This is a genomic window from Sinomonas cyclohexanicum, from assembly GCF_020886775.1.
Classification (GTDB): domain Bacteria; phylum Actinomycetota; class Actinomycetes; order Actinomycetales; family Micrococcaceae; genus Sinomonas; species Sinomonas cyclohexanicum.
Genome location: NZ_AP024525.1, coordinates 1,461,460 through 1,478,265, shown reverse-complemented (window position 1 = coordinate 1,478,265; position 16,806 = coordinate 1,461,460). Strand labels below are relative to the sequence as shown.

General features: G+C 70.2%; 21 protein-coding genes. 9 read left to right on the top strand and 12 right to left on the bottom strand.

Annotated features, from left to right (window positions below; translation table 11 throughout):
* The first annotated feature begins 9 nt into the window (after window positions 1-9).
* The 8 genes from SCMU_RS06825 to SCMU_RS06790 are packed head-to-tail and all read left to right on the top strand — an operon-like array spanning window position 10 to window position 4,496.
* A complete protein-coding gene (locus tag SCMU_RS06825; protein ID WP_229232265.1) occupies window positions 10-1,203 on the top strand; it encodes a GH25 family lysozyme in 1,194 nt (397 codons plus the stop codon).
* Between the two features lie 16 nt (window positions 1,204-1,219).
* Entirely contained in the window at window positions 1,220-1,492 is a 273-nt protein-coding gene (locus tag SCMU_RS06820; RefSeq protein ID WP_229232264.1) for a hypothetical protein, read from the top strand.
* 4 nt (window positions 1,493-1,496) lie between these two features.
* The gene (locus tag SCMU_RS06815) at window positions 1,497-1,883 is read left to right on the top strand and encodes a hypothetical protein (protein ID WP_229232263.1); all 387 of its coding nucleotides are present in this window, start codon (window positions 1,497-1,499) and stop codon (window positions 1,881-1,883) included.
* Window positions 1,876-2,280, top strand: a complete 405-nt coding sequence (locus SCMU_RS06810) for a DUF1003 domain-containing protein (protein ID WP_229232262.1) — start codon at window positions 1,876-1,878, stop codon at window positions 2,278-2,280. Before SCMU_RS06815 ends, SCMU_RS06810 begins: the two co-directional genes overlap by 8 nt.
* Complete coding sequence (locus SCMU_RS06805; protein ID WP_229232261.1) at window positions 2,277-2,567, top strand: hypothetical protein; 291 nt, start codon at window positions 2,277-2,279, stop codon at window positions 2,565-2,567. The genes SCMU_RS06810 and SCMU_RS06805 overlap by 4 nt, the downstream gene beginning before the upstream one ends.
* A 37-nt stretch (window positions 2,568-2,604) precedes the next feature.
* Window positions 2,605-3,780 (top strand): hypothetical protein, encoded by a 1,176-nt coding sequence (locus SCMU_RS06800; protein WP_229232260.1) that lies wholly within the window; start codon window positions 2,605-2,607, stop codon window positions 3,778-3,780.
* A 35-nt stretch (window positions 3,781-3,815) separates the two neighbouring features.
* Window positions 3,816-4,271, top strand: coding sequence for a carbohydrate-binding protein (locus SCMU_RS06795; RefSeq protein WP_229232259.1), 456 nt, complete (start codon window positions 3,816-3,818; stop codon window positions 4,269-4,271).
* A gap of 60 nt (window positions 4,272-4,331) precedes the next feature.
* Complete coding sequence (locus SCMU_RS06790) at window positions 4,332-4,496, top strand: hypothetical protein (protein ID WP_229232258.1); 165 nt, start codon at window positions 4,332-4,334, stop codon at window positions 4,494-4,496.
* Window positions 4,497-4,551: 55 nt separating this feature from the next.
* Here the strand turns inward: SCMU_RS06790 and SCMU_RS06785 are convergent, their stop codons facing one another.
* The 7 genes from SCMU_RS06785 to ligA form a co-directional block, all read right to left on the bottom strand.
* A complete protein-coding gene (locus SCMU_RS06785; RefSeq protein WP_229232257.1) occupies window positions 4,552-5,001 on the bottom strand; it encodes a hypothetical protein in 450 nt (149 codons plus the stop codon).
* Window positions 4,998-5,162 carry a hypothetical protein gene (locus SCMU_RS06780; protein ID WP_229232256.1) on the bottom strand — a complete coding sequence of 55 codons (165 nt, stop codon included), beginning with the start codon at window positions 5,160-5,162 and terminating at the stop codon, window positions 4,998-5,000. Before SCMU_RS06780 ends, SCMU_RS06785 begins: the two co-directional genes overlap by 4 nt.
* Window positions 5,159-5,401 carry a hypothetical protein gene (locus SCMU_RS06775; RefSeq protein WP_229232255.1) on the bottom strand — a complete coding sequence of 81 codons (243 nt, stop codon included), beginning with the start codon at window positions 5,399-5,401 and terminating at the stop codon, window positions 5,159-5,161. Before SCMU_RS06775 ends, SCMU_RS06780 begins: the two co-directional genes overlap by 4 nt.
* Before the next feature lie 77 nt (window positions 5,402-5,478).
* On the bottom strand, window positions 5,479-6,069 hold the full coding sequence (locus SCMU_RS06770; RefSeq protein ID WP_229232254.1) for a hypothetical protein: 591 nt from the start codon (window positions 6,067-6,069) through the stop codon (window positions 5,479-5,481).
* A 363-nt stretch (window positions 6,070-6,432) separates the two neighbouring features.
* Window positions 6,433-6,930 (bottom strand): GNAT family N-acetyltransferase, encoded by a 498-nt coding sequence (locus SCMU_RS06765; RefSeq protein ID WP_229232253.1) that lies wholly within the window; start codon window positions 6,928-6,930, stop codon window positions 6,433-6,435.
* On the bottom strand, window positions 6,927-7,817 hold the full coding sequence (locus tag SCMU_RS06760) for an inositol monophosphatase family protein (protein WP_229232252.1): 891 nt from the start codon (window positions 7,815-7,817) through the stop codon (window positions 6,927-6,929). Before SCMU_RS06760 ends, SCMU_RS06765 begins: the two co-directional genes overlap by 4 nt.
* Entirely contained in the window at window positions 7,814-10,237 is a 2,424-nt protein-coding gene (gene ligA, locus SCMU_RS06755; protein WP_443020231.1) for an NAD-dependent DNA ligase LigA, read from the bottom strand. The genes SCMU_RS06760 and ligA overlap by 4 nt, the downstream gene beginning before the upstream one ends.
* Before the next feature lie 197 nt (window positions 10,238-10,434).
* Here ligA and SCMU_RS06750 point away from each other — a divergent pair, with 197 nt between their 5' ends.
* A complete protein-coding gene (locus SCMU_RS06750; RefSeq protein ID WP_229232251.1) occupies window positions 10,435-12,105 on the top strand; it encodes an HNH endonuclease signature motif containing protein in 1,671 nt (556 codons plus the stop codon).
* 10 nt (window positions 12,106-12,115) lie between these two features.
* Here the strand turns inward: SCMU_RS06750 and SCMU_RS06745 are convergent, their stop codons facing one another.
* The 5 genes from SCMU_RS06745 to SCMU_RS06725 form a co-directional block, all read right to left on the bottom strand.
* Complete coding sequence (locus SCMU_RS06745) at window positions 12,116-12,877, bottom strand: PP2C family protein-serine/threonine phosphatase (protein ID WP_229232250.1); 762 nt, start codon at window positions 12,875-12,877, stop codon at window positions 12,116-12,118.
* A gap of 197 nt (window positions 12,878-13,074) precedes the next feature.
* Window positions 13,075-14,235: an adenylate/guanylate cyclase domain-containing protein gene (locus SCMU_RS06740; protein WP_229232249.1), complete on the bottom strand. Its 1,161-nt coding sequence runs from the start codon at window positions 14,233-14,235 to the stop codon at window positions 13,075-13,077.
* A complete protein-coding gene (locus SCMU_RS06735) occupies window positions 14,235-14,825 on the bottom strand; it encodes a PH domain-containing protein (protein ID WP_229232248.1) in 591 nt (196 codons plus the stop codon). The genes SCMU_RS06740 and SCMU_RS06735 overlap by 1 nt, the downstream gene beginning before the upstream one ends.
* Window positions 14,818-15,708: a biotin--[acetyl-CoA-carboxylase] ligase gene (locus tag SCMU_RS06730; protein WP_229232247.1), complete on the bottom strand. Its 891-nt coding sequence runs from the start codon at window positions 15,706-15,708 to the stop codon at window positions 14,818-14,820. The genes SCMU_RS06735 and SCMU_RS06730 overlap by 8 nt, the downstream gene beginning before the upstream one ends.
* Before the next feature lie 85 nt (window positions 15,709-15,793).
* A complete protein-coding gene (locus SCMU_RS06725) occupies window positions 15,794-16,654 on the bottom strand; it encodes an SDR family oxidoreductase (protein WP_229232246.1) in 861 nt (286 codons plus the stop codon).
* Window positions 16,655-16,806: the final 152 nt, after the last annotated feature.

Here is a 16,806-nt window from a genome sequence, read left to right as displayed (position 1 = left end):
AACCCCACCATGCCCCTCTACGGCTACGACGAGTCCTCGTACCAGAACGGCCTAGACCCGGCGGTCGTGCCCGGTGACTTCGTGCACATCAAGGCCACCGGCGGCGACGGGTACGAGAACCCGTACTGGCGTGACCAGCTCGCCGCCGCACGCAACGCGGGCAAACGCGTCTCCCTGTACCACTTCGCCCGCGACGGGTACACCGGGGCCACCCCGGACACTGAGGTCGCGTGGTTCGTGTCCCGCGCCCGGGACGTGATCGACGGGACCGTGATGGTCGTCCTCGACTGGGAGGGCGACAACGTCGGCGACGTGGCCTACTGCAAGGCCATGCTCGACGGCCTCCAGACCCAGCTCAACATCCGCCCCGTCGTGTACATGTCCTACAACACGGTCACGTCCTACGACTGGTCCACGGTCGCCCCCTCCTATCCGCTGTGGGAGGCCGCCTACGTCCTCGGCTACCAGGAGATCCAGGGCTACAACCCGCCCTCGGGTCTGGCGGACATCCCGTACTGGGGCGGCCAGAACCAGCGCATCGAGTGGCAGTTCACCTCCTCGGGCCTGTTGAACGGGTGGCCGAACCACCTCGACCTTGACGAGTTCTTCGGGACCGGGGCGGACTGGGACGCCCTGTGCGCCCTCATCGGTCAGGCCCCCCCGGCGTCGGTGGCCGTGTACAGCATCGACGAGTCGGGGGACGCGAAGTACTTCACCGCCAACGGGGACGTGCCCGGCGTGTTCGGGCAGGCCCGGTCGTACGGGTCGATCACGATCCACCACTGGGACGCCCCCGACGCGGGCGCAACCTACGCGGGGGTGTGCACCGAGTTCGAGACCGGGCAGCTCCCGGACGGCACCGCCCGGCAGGTATCCGCGCACTTCGTCGGCGAAGACGGGCGCCTCGCGTGCCTCGTGTCCCCACCCGACGCCGCATGGCACGCCGGGACCGCGGACGGCAACGCGACCAGCATCGCCATCGAATGCGACCCGAACCTCACCGACGCCGGATACGCCACCATCGGGTGGCTCGTGAACTGGCTCCGCACCCAGTACGGGGCCGGCATGCCCCTCGTCCCCCATTCCCACTGGGTGACGACCGCGTGCCCCGGTGACCTCGACCTCAACCGGATCGACGCCCTGTCGAAGCGGCCACTCCCCACCACCGAGGACGAGGCGTTCCTGTACCGCCTCGCACTCTAGAAAGGAAACACAGGCCATGGCCACCAACCAGGAAGAACTCGACTACATCTACGGCGCGTGGGTGCCAGGGGTCAAGGGGCAGCAGGTCGCGGGTGAACTGTACGCCCGGCTCCTGAACATCGAGACCATCGTCTCGGCCCTGCCAAAGACGACCGCGAACGTGACCCTCACGGACGCGCAGGTCACGGCCCTCGCGAACCAGATCGCCGCGAAGCTCCCCGCGGCCCCGTCCGCCGACCAGATCGCCGCAGCCGTAGCCAAGGCGCTGGCGGCGAAGCTCGGAGCCTAGGGCCATGGACTGGGCGGCGGTATCGGCGCTCGGTGCCGCCGCTGGTGGCACCGCCGCCCTCGGCGGCATGGTCTTCTGGGTGGTCCGCAAAGTCGGCCCCGGGGTCCGGGCGTTCCGGGCGTTCATGCGGCACGCCATGGGCGTCCCCGTGAACGCCTCGACCGGGCAGCCTGGCATCCCCAGCATCTTCGAGCGCCTCACGAAGCAGGATGAGGTGCTGTCGAAGCAGAACGAAGTCCTCGCGAAGCAGAACCAGATCCTTGACGACATCCGCCACGAGGTGTTCCCCAACTCGGGCAACTCACTACGGGACCGGGTGGACAAGACCGCGAGCGAGGTGAGGCGCCTGCACCGGCGCCTCGACGGGCCCAAGCGGGACCACCGTGGGTAGCCACCACGAGCGCCACTGGGGCCCGCACCCGGCCGTCCCCACCGGGACGGACCTCACCCTCGGGGAGCGCGCCGCCGACGTGCTCCGTTCCGGGATGGGCTCGTGGGGGTTCATCTTCGGGTTCCTCGGGGCCATGGCCGCGTGGATGCTCGGCAATGGCACCCACGGGGTGGACCCGTTCCCCTTCATCCTCCTGAACCTGGCCCTATCCACGCTTGCCGGGTTGCAGGGCGGCATCCTCCTCATCTCCGCGAAGCGGCAGGACGCCATCAACGCGGCCCTCGCCCAGCACGACCGCGACACCATGGCCGCACTCGTGGCCCTCAACGCACAGCAGACCCAACTACTGGAGGCGCTCCACGAGCACCTCGGAATCAAGAAAGAAGGCACCCAATGAGCGCACTGCTCGACGCCGTGTCCGCGTTCGTCGCGGACATCTCCCCGAAGGTCAAGTCGGGCACCGCGTGGGGTTCGATCGCGACCCTCGCGGTGGCGTTCCTCGGGACGGTGACCCCGTCGATGCTCACATGGTCGGGCCCGTTTGAGCCCCTCATCATCGCGGCGATCCCGCTGGTGATCGCGCAGATCGCGGCGTGGTCGAAGACGGACCCGCTGCGTGCGGCCGGGAAGGCCGCCGAGGCAGCCGCCACCGCGTCGACCCCGCCGGCGCCGCCGGCCGCGTAGCACCTGACCGCCCGAACCTGAAAGGAGGCTCCCCTCCGTGCCGCAGATCACGATCTACGAGACGTCCCCGGCGGTGTCCGGGACGAACACCCCGGCGCCGGTGACGTTCGAGTTCACCCCCACCGCCGCGTTCACCGGCCCGGGCGCGTCAGAGGAAGTCCTCCCTGTCGCGTTCACGGCGGACACCGACGTGACCGGGCACCTGACCGTCAACCTCGCGGTGACAGGCGGCACGTGGGCGTGGACGGTACGGAAGTACTACCAGGGGCGCCTCTTCCAGACGGAAACCGTCACCGTCAAGTCCACGGACACGTCATACCCGGCACTGGTCAGGGTGAACCCGTTCACCCTGGCCGCGGTGGCTGCGGACCCGGCCTGGGTCGCCATGGCCAACTCGACCGTCACCTCGGGCAGCATCGACGGCAACGGGCACCTGATCCTGACCCGCACGGACTCGACCACGACCGACGCGGGCGCCGTCGTCGGCCCGGCCGGCGCAGCCGGGGCGACGGGTCCGGCTGGGCCGACGGGTCCGGCTGGGGCGACGGGCCCCGCGGGACCGGCGGACACCATCACCATAGGGACGGTGTCCACCCTCGCGGCGGGCTCGTCCGCCACGGCATCCATGACGGGCGCATCCCCGAACCAGACCCTCAATCTCGGCATCCCCACGGGCGCCACCGGCGCACAGGGCCCGACCGGGCCACAGGGTCCCGGCGCGACCTACGATTACACCGGCACAGGCTCACCCGTCGGGGCCATCACCCCGGCCTCCGCGGGGCGCATCTACCTCGACACGGCGGGCACCAACGGCGCGTGGCGGTGGATGTCCACCGGAACCACGAACACAGCGTGGACGGTCGTCTACGGGGACACGGGCTGGCGTCTGCTGCCAATCACCGACGGGGTCACCGGGGTCACCTTCGCCATCCGCAGAGTGAACGGCACGGTGGACTTCGAGTCTGTCTGGAACTCCAACAGCGCAGCAGAAACCGCAATCGTCATCCCGGCCGGGTTCAACCCCCACATGATCGCTGGCAATACCTATCTTCGCTTCACGGGTGGACGATTCGGGATCAGCACGACACCCTTCTATGTGATTCCGGGCCAGAAGATCGGAACCGGGGCGACAGGCCTTACGGATTCACACTACAACGGCACGTGGACTGCGGCCGAGCAGTGGCCCACAACCCTCCCGGGCACCCCCGCCTAAGAAAGGACTGAGCCTTGACGCTCCCCCTGCCAGACTTGACTGATACGACCGCGTGGCCGGACACGGACCTCGACGCGCTCCGGATCGCGGTCCTCACCGAGCAGGAGCGCCGCGCCCGACTCACTACGGCACCGGCCCAGGCCGCCGACTTGGCCAAGCGGTATGAGAGCGCGGTCGGCCCCAACCCTGCTCCGGTCCCCTTCTCCCCGGTGCCGACGTTCGGCCACGGCCCCGGCGTGATCGTGACCTTCAACGGGCACCCATGGCGCAACAAGTCCGGGGCGTGGCTGTCCGCAGACCCGGGCGTGTACCCGCTCGGCTGGACCCAGCTAGACCTCCCGTCCGCGCCCGCATGGTCCGGCGCGTCCGTCGCGTACAAGGTGGGCGACCTGGTTACCTACAACTCGGTCGTGTACCGCTGCCTCCAGGCGCACACTTCCCAGCCTGCGTGGACACCGACCGCCGCCGTATCCCTCTGGACCACGACATAGGCCGGTCTTCCGCGCCCGGGACGACCCAGGCCCCGGGCCATCGCCCGGTAGACTCGGTGCGTGCTCGTTGAACTGCGCGGCGGCTGGCAGGATGGCCGCACCCTCGACCTCCCGTACGACCGGGACCTGTACGTGACACGCAGGGACGAGGCCGACGAGCACACCCGGTACGAGCGCACCACCGAGCGCACACCGGACGGCGCGACCGTCTTCCGCGCCTCCTGAACACACACAGTAGAGCCCCCGCCCTCACGGGTGGGGGGCTCCATTTGTCGTGCCCTCAGAGGTACAACGCCATGTCTGCCAGTGACGTCCGGGAAAACGCCGTCGGGTCGAACCGGCCCGACGCGGTAAGCGACTCGGCGTCGTGGGCCAACCGTACCGCATGCCGTCGCCGCTTAGGTGTCGGCTCCAAGGTATTGAATGCGGCGATCGTGCGCCGGTACGTGGCCCGCGCATTCGGCACGTTCGCACGGTACGCGTGTCGGAACGCACGGAACACGTCCACTGTGGTTGCGTCATCGGGGGCGAACATCGCCTCCAACGCCTGGTGCGTCCCCATGTCGCAGAGCCGCAGCCAATGGGATAGGGAGATCCGCAACGTGTCGTCACCGCCCGCGACGACCTGACGGGTCCGGACGTGGTCGTGGACTTCATACCAGTCATGATCGGAGGTGGGGCCAACCAGCCCGTAGAGGTGGGAACCGTGGACGGTTCGGAGGATGATCACAGCCCCAGCATGCGGAGCACGGATCGGAGGGCCCGGTTGGTGCCCCGGTACGCGGCACGGCGGGCCACACGCCGCCCGTACGCGTCCGGGCCCTTCCCCGCCGCCTCCACATCCCCGAGGAGCCGCGCAGCCCTGTACAGGGCCGACCTGGCCCGGCTCACGCGGACGCCCGGTGCTTCAGTGTCAGGGCCTTGTACCCGTCGGCGTCACGCCGCGCACGCCCCGCCCTGACGAACCCCACAATGATGAGGGCGACACCGAGGACCGCGAGCTGGGGGACTTGGAGGGCGAGGCAGAGGATGGTGATGGCGATCCCGGCGGCGGCCTGCCAGTAGGCGCCGCGTTCGCGTTTCTCGGCGGCGGTGGTGATGGCGGTCAGGTGCGCCTCGTATTCGTCCATGGTCGTTCCCCTTCGGTGTGGTTACTCCACAGTGTGGGGTAATCCGCCGCGTTTGGGAATAACGATCCGGTAACGAATCAGGGCTGGGGATTGATCAGGCGGTGGCCGCTGAACTCCTTGAGCATCTCAGCGTCAGTCCACTGCTGGCGCAGGCCGGGCGTGAACCATCGACCCTTGGTGGTGCGGTGCAGCTCGTAGTCCTGCCGGTTGCCGCTCCCCTTGGCTAGGACAATCGCCCCGGCCACGCCGGGCAGCACGAACGCGGGCTTGGGGTCGATGCAGGCCTGAAGCTCGCGTTTCAGCCACCCCGAAGTGCTGGCGTCAACGCGGGCCTTGATGCGTGCGATGGTCGCCTCGGCCTCGTTGAGTTGGGCGATGATTGCACTGTTCGCCTCGTGGCGCTGCCGGGCGAGTTTCTGTGCCTCGTCACGCTCGGCCTCTGCCTTCTCGGCTCGGGCGATCGCGGCATTGAGGTTCGAGTCCGCCTCATCGCACCCGCAGCCGAGCTCGTCAATGCCGAGGGCGGCGTGCAGGTCGGCGGTGTGGACGTCGATGGCGACAGTCACGCCGCGTCCGGTGATCGTCGCCGTCGTGACCACACCGCTCGGGGGCTTGAGGAGTTTGAGGGTTGCGGTGCTGTCGGGGACCGCGCTCTTGATGGTGGCCATACAACCAATGCTACGCACGGTCTTGCCTGACGTTACGCACGGACATAACGGTTGGGTAACGATTGACCGAACCCGTGGCGTACTGCTACCGTTGTGGTATCGGAGCCTCCCCCACCATTGGGGGAGGCTCTTCTGTGTGTTGGCGGTATCAACACGGACCCCCTCCGGACCCCTACCGGACCCCCCACGAACACCCACCGAACCCCCATAGAACCGCATGATTCCGCGGTTCTCCCCAGTGTTTACGGGGCCAGGGATTCATCTCAGCCATGGATCTCCCTTGTGCGGTTGTAGAGGTTCGCGGTCAAGTCTAGTCGCGGGACGATGGGCTCTATCCCCCGCGGCCCACCCGGGCCCGGCGCCTCAGAGCCGCTTGATGTACACGGGCAGCATGATGTCGGTGTCCGGCACGGGCCAGTCGCGCTCGGGCGCGCGCTCGTAGCCGAGCCGCGGGTAGAGGGCGTTCGGCGCCTCCCAGCCGTCGCCGGTGGTGAGCACGACGGCGGTCGCCCCCGCCCGCTGGGCCCTCGCCTCGACCTCCCGCACGAGTGCGGTGCCCGCCCCGGACCGCTGCACCGCGGGGTCCACGACGAGAAGCCGGAACTCGAACTCGCCCGGCCGGGCGATCTGGTCGAAGCCGTCCCCGTGCGCCATGACGGTCACCGACCCGACGATGCGCCCGTCCCGCTCCGCAACGAGGACCGTCCCCCGCAGGGCACGGTAGGCGACGTCCGCGATGTGCTGCATGTAGGGGTGCTCTGCGCTGTCGAAGTAGCCCGGGCCGAGGTATGCGGCCTCGGCGATGCGGGCGATCTCCGGGAAATCCGCGGGGGTGGCCTCGCGGACAGTCAGGCCGCTCACTCGGCCGGGAACCTTCCCGAGAACTCGATGCCGCCCGCGCAGGTCCACCCAGCGAGGCGCTCGGCGTCCGTCGGGCCGCCCAGCAGTGGGCTCGTGAGGACTGGCCGACGCACCCAGCAGCCGGCCTCCTCGGCGATGAGCGCGCCGGCGGCGAAGTCGTGCTCGTTGAGGCCGCGCTCGCCGTAGGCATCGTGCGTGCCGTCGGCCACGAGGCACAGGTCGAGCGCGGCCGAGCCGAGTCGGCGCATGTCCCCGAAGCCATCCATGAGGCCGGGAAGGAACTCCGCCTGTTCGGCGCGGACCGTCGGGTCGTAGCTGAAGCCAGTGGCCAGGAGCGCCGACCCGGCCTCATCGCGGCCCGGGGGCGGGCCGTCGAGGCGACGCGGCCACGTCTCGAGACCGCCCTCGCCGCCGGCCGAACGCGGCAGATCCAGACGCCACGCGCCCCCGCCGCGCACCGCCCAGTACTCGCGGCCCAGCGCGGGAGCGCTCACGACGCCGGCCAGCCACACGCCGTCGGTGTCCGCCACGGCCACGCTTGTGGCGTAATAGACGATGTCGCGGATGAAGTTCGTGGTGCCGTCGAGCGGGTCGATGGACCAGCGGAAGCCGCTCGGCTCCGAGACGCGTGCGGTCCCCTGCTCCTCGCCGGTCACCGTGTCGTTGGGGCGCTCGGCGGCCAGGACGGCGCGGACAGCCTTCTCTGCTGCGAGGTCGAACTCCGTGACCCAGTCGCTGCCGGAGCTCTTGGTCTCGGCACCGCCGTCGGAGCGGGACAGGACGCCGGGGTCGCGCGTCGCGAGGACTGCTGCCCCGGCGGCGGCAGCGCGCCTGGCCGTCTGGAGGAGCTCGTCGAGGAAATCTGCGGTGTACTCGGCGGCGGTCATTCGCCCTCTCCTTCTGCCTCTGCCTCGCCGATCTCCGCGGCGAGCTCGCCGCGCGAGGTGGCGCCAGCACCGTCGTCGTGCGTCGGGGCAGCCTCGTCTGGCTCGGCTGCGGGGGCCGGGCCCTCGTCGAGCAGCCTGCGGAAGCCGGCCTCGTCGAGGACCGGGACTCCGAGCTGCTCGGCCTTGTCGAGCTTCGAGCCGGCGCTCTCGCCCGCCACGACGTAGTCGGTCTTCTTCGAGACGCTCCCGGACGCCTTGCCTCCACGGATGATGATCGCCTCCTTCGCCTCGTCGCGGCTGAAGCCCTCGAGGCTGCCGGTGACGACGATGGTCAGGCCCTCGAGCGTGCGGCCCACCGAGGCGTGCTGCTCGTCCTCCATCTTCACGCCGGCGGCGGCCCAGCGGTCCACGATGTCGCGGTGCCAGTCCTCGGCGAACCACTCGATGAGGGCGTCGGCGATGATGGGGCCCACGCCGTCGACGTCGGCGAGCTGTTCCCGCGCGTCGCCTGCCGCGAGGACCTCGCGGAGGGCCCTCATCGAGCCGTACCGGGTCGCGAGGGCGCGCGACGCCGTCGGCCCCACGTGCCGGATCGAGAGGCCCACGAGCACCCGCCAGAGCGGCTGCGTCTTGGCCTTCTCGACCTCTGCGAAGAGCTTCTCGGTCGAGGCGGTCGGAACCGACGGCTTCTTGGCCGTCGGCTTGGTCCAGAAGTACGGGACAAGGTCCCACTGCCCAGTGCCGGCGCCCTTGGCGCGCTTCTCCCGCCAGACCATGACGTCAGCGAGCGCGTCACGCAGTGTCGCGTCGGACCAATCGGCGGCAAGCTCGAAGATCCGGGCCTCGCCGTCCAGCACGCCCGGCCCGGAGGGCTGCGGCCGGCCCCCAATCGTTGCGGGGTCTGGCCCGGGGCCCGAGGTGAGGGCGATCGCGGCCTCCCAGCCGAGCGCCTCGATGTCGAACGCGCCCCGCCCTGCGAGGTGGAAGACGCGCTCCCGCAGCTGGGACGGGCACGACCGGGCGTTGGGGCAGCGGATGTCCACCTCGCCCTCCTTGCTCGGCGCAAGCGGGGTGCCGCATGAGGGGCACTCGGTGGGCATGACGAAGTCGCGGACAGGGGGATCCTGCGCGTCGCGCAGCGCGAGGACGGGACCCACGATCTCGGGGATCACGTCGCCGGCCTTGCGCAGCACGACAATGTCGCCGATCTTGACCCCCTTGGCCTTGACCACGTCCTGGTTGTGCAGCGTGGCCATCTCGACCGTGGAGCCCGCGACCTTGACCGGCTCCATGACCCCGTACGGCGTGACGCGGCCCGTGCGGCCCACGTTGACCTGGATGTCGAGGAGCTTGGTGTGGACCTCCTCGGGCGGGTACTTGAACGCGACCGCCCAGCGCGGCACGCGCGAGGTGTGGCCGAGTGCCCGCTGGGTGGCGAAATCGTCGGCCTTGACCACGATGCCGTCGATCTCGTGGATCAGGCTGTGACGCTTCTCGCCGTACTTCGTGATGAAGGCGAGGACCTGCTCGTACGTGTCGAGGACTTCGTAGTACGGACTCGTGGGCAGGCCCCACGCCTTGAGGAGCTCGTAGGTCTCAGCCTGGCTCGCGGCGGCGAGGCCTTCGCGTGCGCCGATGCCATGCACGAACATACTCAGGGGCCGCTTGGCCGTCTCGGCAGGGTCCTTCTGGCGCAGCGACCCGGCGGCGGCGTTGCGCGGGTTGGCGAGCGGAGCCCTGCCGTCCGCGATGAGCGCGTCATTGAACTCGTTGAAGGCCTTCGTAGGAATGTAGACCTCGCCGCGGATCTCCACCTCTTCGGGGTGGCCCTCTCCGGCGAGGCGAGTGGGGATGTCCTTGATGGTCAGGACGTTGTGGGTGACGTCCTCGCCGGTGCGGCCGTCGCCGCGGGTCGCCGCCCGGACGAGCTCGCCGTTGCGGTACAGCAGGTTGATCGCGAGGCCGTCGATCTTGAGCTCGGTGAGCCACTTGGCGGGCGGCAGCCCGAGGGCCGCGACGCTCGCCTCGGCCCGGCGGATCCACGCCTCGAGCTCCTCGATCGAGAAGACGTCCTCGAGGCTGTACATCCGCGCCAGGTGCTGAACCGGGGCGAACGCGGCGGTCGCCTCACCGCCGACCTCCTGGGTGGGCGAGTCGTTGGCCACGAGCTCGGGATGGAGGGCCTCGAACTCCTCGAGACTGCGGAAGAGCGCGTCGTACTCAGCGTCCGAGATGACCGGAGTGTCCTCGTTGTAGTACAGCGCACGATGCTTGCGGACCTCGTCCGCGAGCGCGTCATACTCGTCGCGCAGCGACTCGGACGGGACCACGGCCCCGTCGTTCACCGCCTCGGCGTTCGCCCCGTCGACACTCGGGGCCTGGGTGCCGGCTGCCTGGGTCTTGGCTGCTTCTGCGCTCACGGTGTCTATCTTGCCGCATGCCTCCGACAGTCCTGTGTCTGGCCGCCGCAAGGCTCCGGGTTGAGGCTCCCCGCGGATACAGGCGGTGCGCACGACGGCGGCGAGTTGCCGCCGTCGTGCGCCCCGCCGCGGATGCCTTATCGTATATATTTCCGATACATCTTCCACCTGCCAGAGATATGTTCTAGGATGAGACTATGGCGGGCGCTGAAGAGTTCGACGAGAAGTGGGCCGAGGAAGCCTTACTGCTGGACTCACTCGGTGTCGGCGGGCCGGTCGAGCCCCCGGAGTGGCTGCGCCTCCAGTGGCAGCGCGAGGATCAGGAAACTGCGGTGGGGCTTGCCGATGACGAGCTCGAGGCGGCCCTAGCGGCGGTGTTCCACGAGGACGGGTCGCCCCAGGACGGCACCGGGCATGCCTCCCCCGAGGACCTGGAGCCGCTGCCCCGCGAGATCGTGCTGGCGGAGCTGCGCGAACGCGCCGGGGCTCAGCTCCTGGACCGCCTCGCCGCCCTCGACGGCGAGGAGGCCGCGCGCCTCGCCGAACGCGCCGCAGTGATCAGGGCCCTGGTCGACGCGTCCGCCGGCACCGCCGGGGAACCCTTCCGCCTCGCCGATGCGACCTCTATCGCCGCGTCCGAGATCACCGCCCGCCTCAAGGTCTCCGTCCGCACGGCCAAGGGACTCGTCGCCGAGGCACTCTCCCTCACCGACCCCGCCGCCGTGCCCGTCCTGAGCGCCCTGCGCGAACGGCGCCTGTCCGTCCGCCGCGCCAAGGCCACCATGGACGCCGCACTGCCCGTTCCACCCGGGAGGCTCTCCGAGTTCCTCGCCAAGGCCGTCGATATCGCGGCGCCCGCCGACCCCGACCGAACCCCCAACCCCACCACGCTCGCGAGGCGCCTTCGCCGACTCGTCGAGGACTACACCGACGAGGCCCTCGCCGCCCGCCGGGCCAAGGCCATCACCGACCGTCGCGTGGACGTCGACCCCGCCGGGGACGGCATGTGCTGGCTCACCGCCTACCTCCCCCTCGAGACCGGCGCGGCCATCGACACCCGCCTCGAATCCATCGCGCGCTCCCTCCAGGGCCCTGACGAGCGGCGCACCCTGCCCCAGCTCCGCGCCGACGCCCTTGCCGACTTGCTCAGCGGCACGGCGCCTTTCATGGCAGATCCCGGCCCGGCGGAAACGGACCTCGCCGTACCTGAAGCCGAGGCCGAGTCCGCGGTCCGCGCGAATACCCGCGCCGCCTTCGGTCACGCGTCAGGCGTGCGCTGCGAGACGATCCTCCTGCTTCCGGCCGCCACCGCTGGTGGCACCGGCGATGCCCCCGCCGAGCTGCTCGGCTACGGTCCCCTCGATCCCGCCACGGCCAAACAGCTCGCGGCCCGCGCCGCCACCTGGTCCCAGCTCACCGTTGACCCCACCACCGGCGCACCCCTGTCAATCGGCCGCACCCGCTACACACCCACTGCCGCCATGCGCCGATTCCTCGGAGCGCGCGACGCGACCTGTAGATTCCCCGGCTGCGACAAGCCCGCCGCCGCCACCGAAACCGACCACACGCACGAATGGCACCAGGGCGGCATCACCGGCACCGACAACCTCGCCCAGCTCTGCCGAGAACACCACCGACTCAAGACACTCGGGTACTGGAGCGTCGAACACATCGGCATCGCGCAGTCAGAAGCAGTCGCCGCGGTCTCAGCGGTGGTCGCCCGCGTCTCCAGGACGAACCAGGTCCCGAAAGGTACGACCATCACCACCAGTCCTCCGAGGAACCCGCCCGGCACCCTGCAATGGACCGCGCCATCCGGGCAGGAATACATCACCTACCCCCAGGGCGACACCCCACCGCCATTCTGAGGCCGAGGTCCTAGTTGGCAGCCACGTCCCGTGCGTCCACGACGATCACCGTGATGTTGTCCCGCCCGCCGGCGTCGATCGCCGCGCCAATCAGGGCGTCGGCGGCATCCTGAGGATGTGTCCGGCTCGTGAGGATGCCGAGGATCTCCTCGTCGCGCAGCTCAGACGTGAGCCCGTCGGAGCAGACGAGGAGGCGATCGCCGGCCTCAACAGGCAGGAGCCAGAAGTCGGCCTCGGCATCCTCACCCGTGCCGAGTGCACGCGTCACGACATGCCGTCGCGGGTGGAACAGCGCCTCCTCGGGCGTGATCTCGCCGGCGTCCACCAGCTCCCGGACCTCCGAATGGTCAACACTGATCTGCACGAAGCGCCCGGCCTTGGACAGACGGTACGTACGCGAGTCGCCCACGTTCGCCACGAGCCAGTACGGCACCGCGGTGATCAGGATGACCACGGCGCCGGAGAGCGTTGTGCCCGCCCGCGCACCCGTGGCTTCTCGGATGCGCCAGTCGGCCTCTTCGATGACGTGTTGGATGTCCTGTGCGGTTGCGCGGTGCGTCCCCGGCGCGAGGATGGGTGCGTCGCCCAGAGCCTGCACGCACAGCTGACTTGCGACCTCCCCGGCCTCGTGGCCACCCATGCCGTCGGCAACCATGAACACGGGATCGCGCGCGAGGAACGAGTCTTCGTTCAGCTCCCTGCGCAGTCCGCGATCAGTCCCGGAGCCCACTGTGAGCCTGAGCTTCGGCTCAACGCCAGGCGAGTGCGTCACGCCGGCCTCCTTCCGCCCCCGAGGAACGATTCACCATGGTTCCCGCATCCCCCTCCGCGCCCGGGCGTCCCCGTGATGGGAAACGCCTCCCGCGGGCCCGGTCGCCGCCGGCGACGCCCACCGCCCCGCCGGACCATCCTGCCACAGGCTTCCGCGCCGGCCGGGGCACCAACAGGGCGCGGCGGCCGCGGCAACCGTCAGTCGAGCACGATCCCGGGGCCCTCACCGGCCCGCAGCGACACGGGGTGGATCTCCCCGAACCCACGCACGTTCTGCGGTTCGCGGGCGTCGAGGACAAAGCGCGCATCGCCGCTGAGGGCGTTCGCCGTGACGTCGTCCACGAGCACCTGGCCCGGTTCGGCGAGCGCGATGAGCCGGGCCGCGAGGTTCACCGTCGGGCCGTAGATGTCGCCGAGCCGGCTCAGCACGCGGCCCCACACCATAGCCACCCGGCATTCAGGCAGGATGTCGTCGTCGGCGAACTCCTTGGCGAGCGCGAGGGAGATCTGGGCTCCCGCCGTCGGCGTCTCGGCGATGTACAGGACCTCGTCGCCGATCGTCTTGACGAGGCGTCCGCCACCTACGGTGATGATCTCGGAGCAGCGATTCTCGAAGCGCTGGACCAGCTGGGCCAGCGTCTTCTCGTTCATCCTGCGGGACAGGGACGTGTACGAGACGAGGTCGGCGAAGCCTACGGCGCGGGCCAGAGGCAGCGGGGCGTCGTCCTCGGTCCCGTCGCGGCCCTCCTCGCTGCGTTCCAGGCCGGCCTGTGCACGGACCGCGAGCCGCTGCACGCCCGCGGTGAGCTGGCGGCGCCAGGAGTAGACGAGCATCTCCTCGAGCGGGGCGATGAGGTCCGGGATGCGGTCGATGAGCGCGATCCGGGCCTCGGCGTCGGTCATGCCCTCATTGGACACCATGTCCTCGACGAGGGCCTCGACCTGCCAAACGACCATGCGGTCCGTCATCTGGCCGATGGCCCGGGTCACGGAGATTGCGGCGTCCTCCGTGAGGACGCCGTCGCGCACGAGCTTCGGCACGACCTTGAGGTGCTCAAGGTCCGTCTGGGTGAAGGCAAGATCGTCGTCCGTGAAGTTCGGCATGCCGAGGGCGCGCCAGAGCTTGCGGGCCGAGTAGAGGGACAGGCCGACTCCCGCCGCTACCTCACGGCGCTTGAGCGTGCGCTCGCCGCCGAGGAGGAGCGCCTCGAGCTGCTTGGAGCTGACCCTCCTGGGGCCGGCCAACGTCTCCATCGCCCCGCGCCCCGGCGTGGGTTCCTCGGCATACTCGTCCTCCGGCGCCCCGGGCTCAGAGGACATGACGTCGTCGATCTGGGCCTCGCCCGTCGAGTCGTCCATCAGTCCTCCCTCAGTTCCCACGGCAGCGACGCGTCGCCGAGGTCGGTGATCTCGTCGCCCGGGCCATGCCACGGCGCGTCGTCGGGCAGCTCCTCGATGGCGTCGAGGATGAACTCGCTGAAGCGGCGCGCCTCCGGCACGTCGGCGAGCGTGAGCTGTGCCGACTGGCCCGAGGTCAAGGTTATCGTTCCGGACCTGAGCATCCCCTGCATGAATCCCTGATGCAGGTTGACGTCCCGGACGAGGGACAGCGGCATGGCGCGGTCACGCCGGGTGAGGCCGCGCTCCCGCCGCAGGACCCTCTGGCTCGTCAGGACGTACCGTACGGAGCGCCACGCGAGGAGCTCGCGGAGGCAGTAGCCGAGCAGGATCCACACGCCGAGGAGCGCTGGGACGAGGGCAAGCCACTGCCGCGAGCCGGGAGGGAGCCAGGGAAACGTCTGCTCGAGGTGCCCGCGCGCAAGCCAGCCGGCAGCGAACGCGCCCGCCCCGCACACGGCGATGAGAACCACTGCGGGCAGCACAAGCATCCGCCCGTGCCGGCGCGTTGTGACGATGAGCTGCTCCCCCGGGGTGAGGATCCTACGCATAGCCGCCGTCGGCCGGGCGCAGGTGGACCACATCCCCTGCCGCGACCGAGTGGCGCGAGCCGTCCTCCTCGACCACCCGGAGGGCGCCGTGGGCGTCGAGGCCGGTGGCGCGTCCCACGAGGGTCTGCCCGCCGGGGAGCTCCACACGCACCCGCTTGCCGAGCGTGATGGTCGCGTCCTCCACCTCGCCCGACAGCCCGCGTCCGCCCGCGAGCGGAAGGTCGGGGTCGCCGTCGGCCGCGCAGAACTCGCGGTATCGGCGGCCGAACGCCGCGAGATACGCCGCGAGGAGGTCTTCGCGGCGAACGTGCCTGCCGGTGGCGAGCAGGACGCTCGTGGCCGTGGGGACCGGGAGCTCGTCCTCCGTCTGGCCCACGTTGATGCCGGTTCCGAGCACGACGGCGGGCGGGGCGCCGTGTGCTCCCGGCGCGAGCTGGGCGAGGATTCCGGAGATCTTCTTCCCGTCCACCACCACGTCGTTGGGCCACTTGACGCTCGCCTCGAGGCCAGCACAGATGGCGAGTGCCTCGCGGAGGGCGAGGGCGGCCAGCGGCGAGAACCACGAGTAGCTCTGCGTGGGCAGGGGCCGGCCGTCGCGGTTGTGCGGGCGGAGCAGGACCGAGACAGCGATGGACGTGCCGAGCGGGGACTCCCAGTGGCGTTGCAGGCGGCCCCTCCCGGCGCTCTGGTGGCCCGTGGTGAGGACGGCCAGGTCGCCCCAGCCGTCGGCGTCCGTCTCGGCGAGGCGCAGGAGCTCGGCGTTGGTCGAGCCGATGTCATCGATCACCTCGAGCCGGGACAGGCCGGCCGCGCGCACGAGCTCCGGCCCCAGAAGCGTCCGGTCGAGGGGGCCGCGGGCAGGTGGCTGCGCTGAAACGTCCATTCATGAATCGTACCGATCAGGGGCCAGATGACCGTGGAGCGCCAGGTGCCGGGCGGGAGTCGTGGCTGGTCAGAGCGGCCACCAGTCAGAGGAAGATGTCCGGGACGAGCCGGTCCTCGGGGGCGCCGAGGCTGTAGCGGGCGAAGTCGGTGACGCCGGCGGCCCGCAGGACCTGTTCGTCGGTGAAGAAGTTGCCGGTGGTGGTGCGCGGGTCGCTCGTGAGGACCGCGTGGGCGGCGTCGGCCACGATCTGCGGCGAGCGCCCCGCGGAGGCGAGGGTGTCGCCGTCGGGCATCGCGCGGATCGCCGCGGTGTCGATGAGGGTAGCGGGCCAGAGCGAGTTGACCCCGATGCCGTCTGCCCGGAGCTCCTCGGCGAGGCCGAGCGTGGTCAGGCTCATACCGTATTTCGCCATGGTGTAGGCGAGGTGGCGGCCGGCCCACGTCGGGTCGAGGTTCAGGGGCGGCGAGAGCGTGAGGATGTGCGCGCCCCTGCCCGACGCCGCGGAGGCGCGCAGGGCCGGGAGGGAGAGCTTGGAGAGCAGGAACGTGCCGCGGACGTTGATGTCCTGCATCAGGTCGTAGCGCTTCATGTCCACGGCGTCTGTCGTGGAGAGGTCGATCGCGGAGGCGTTGTTGAGCACGACGTCGATGCCTCCGAAGCGCTCGAGGGTCGCCTCGACGGCGCGCGCCACATCCTCGTCGCTGCGCACGTCGCCGACGATCGGGAGGGCGTGCCCGCCGGCGGCCTCGATCTCCTCCGCGGCCGTGTACACGGTGCCGGCGAGCTTCGCGTGCGGCTGGGCGGTCTTGGCCAGGAGGGCCACGTTGGCGCCGTCCGCCGCGGCGCGCTTGGCGATCGCGAGGCCGATCCCGCGGCTGCCGCCGCTCATGAGGATGGTGCGGCCGGACAGGGACGCGGCGGGGGCGGGTGTGATGCTCGTCATGGGGACAGTGTACAGACGATGTTACTCGTGAGTAACAAATCGAGCGACCCACCCGCACGAGCCGCCCCGCCGCCGTCGTGCGCCACGCGCCAACGGGGGGCGAGAAATTGTAGGGTTCCTACACACACCGCCCGCTGTGGCCTCACTAGACT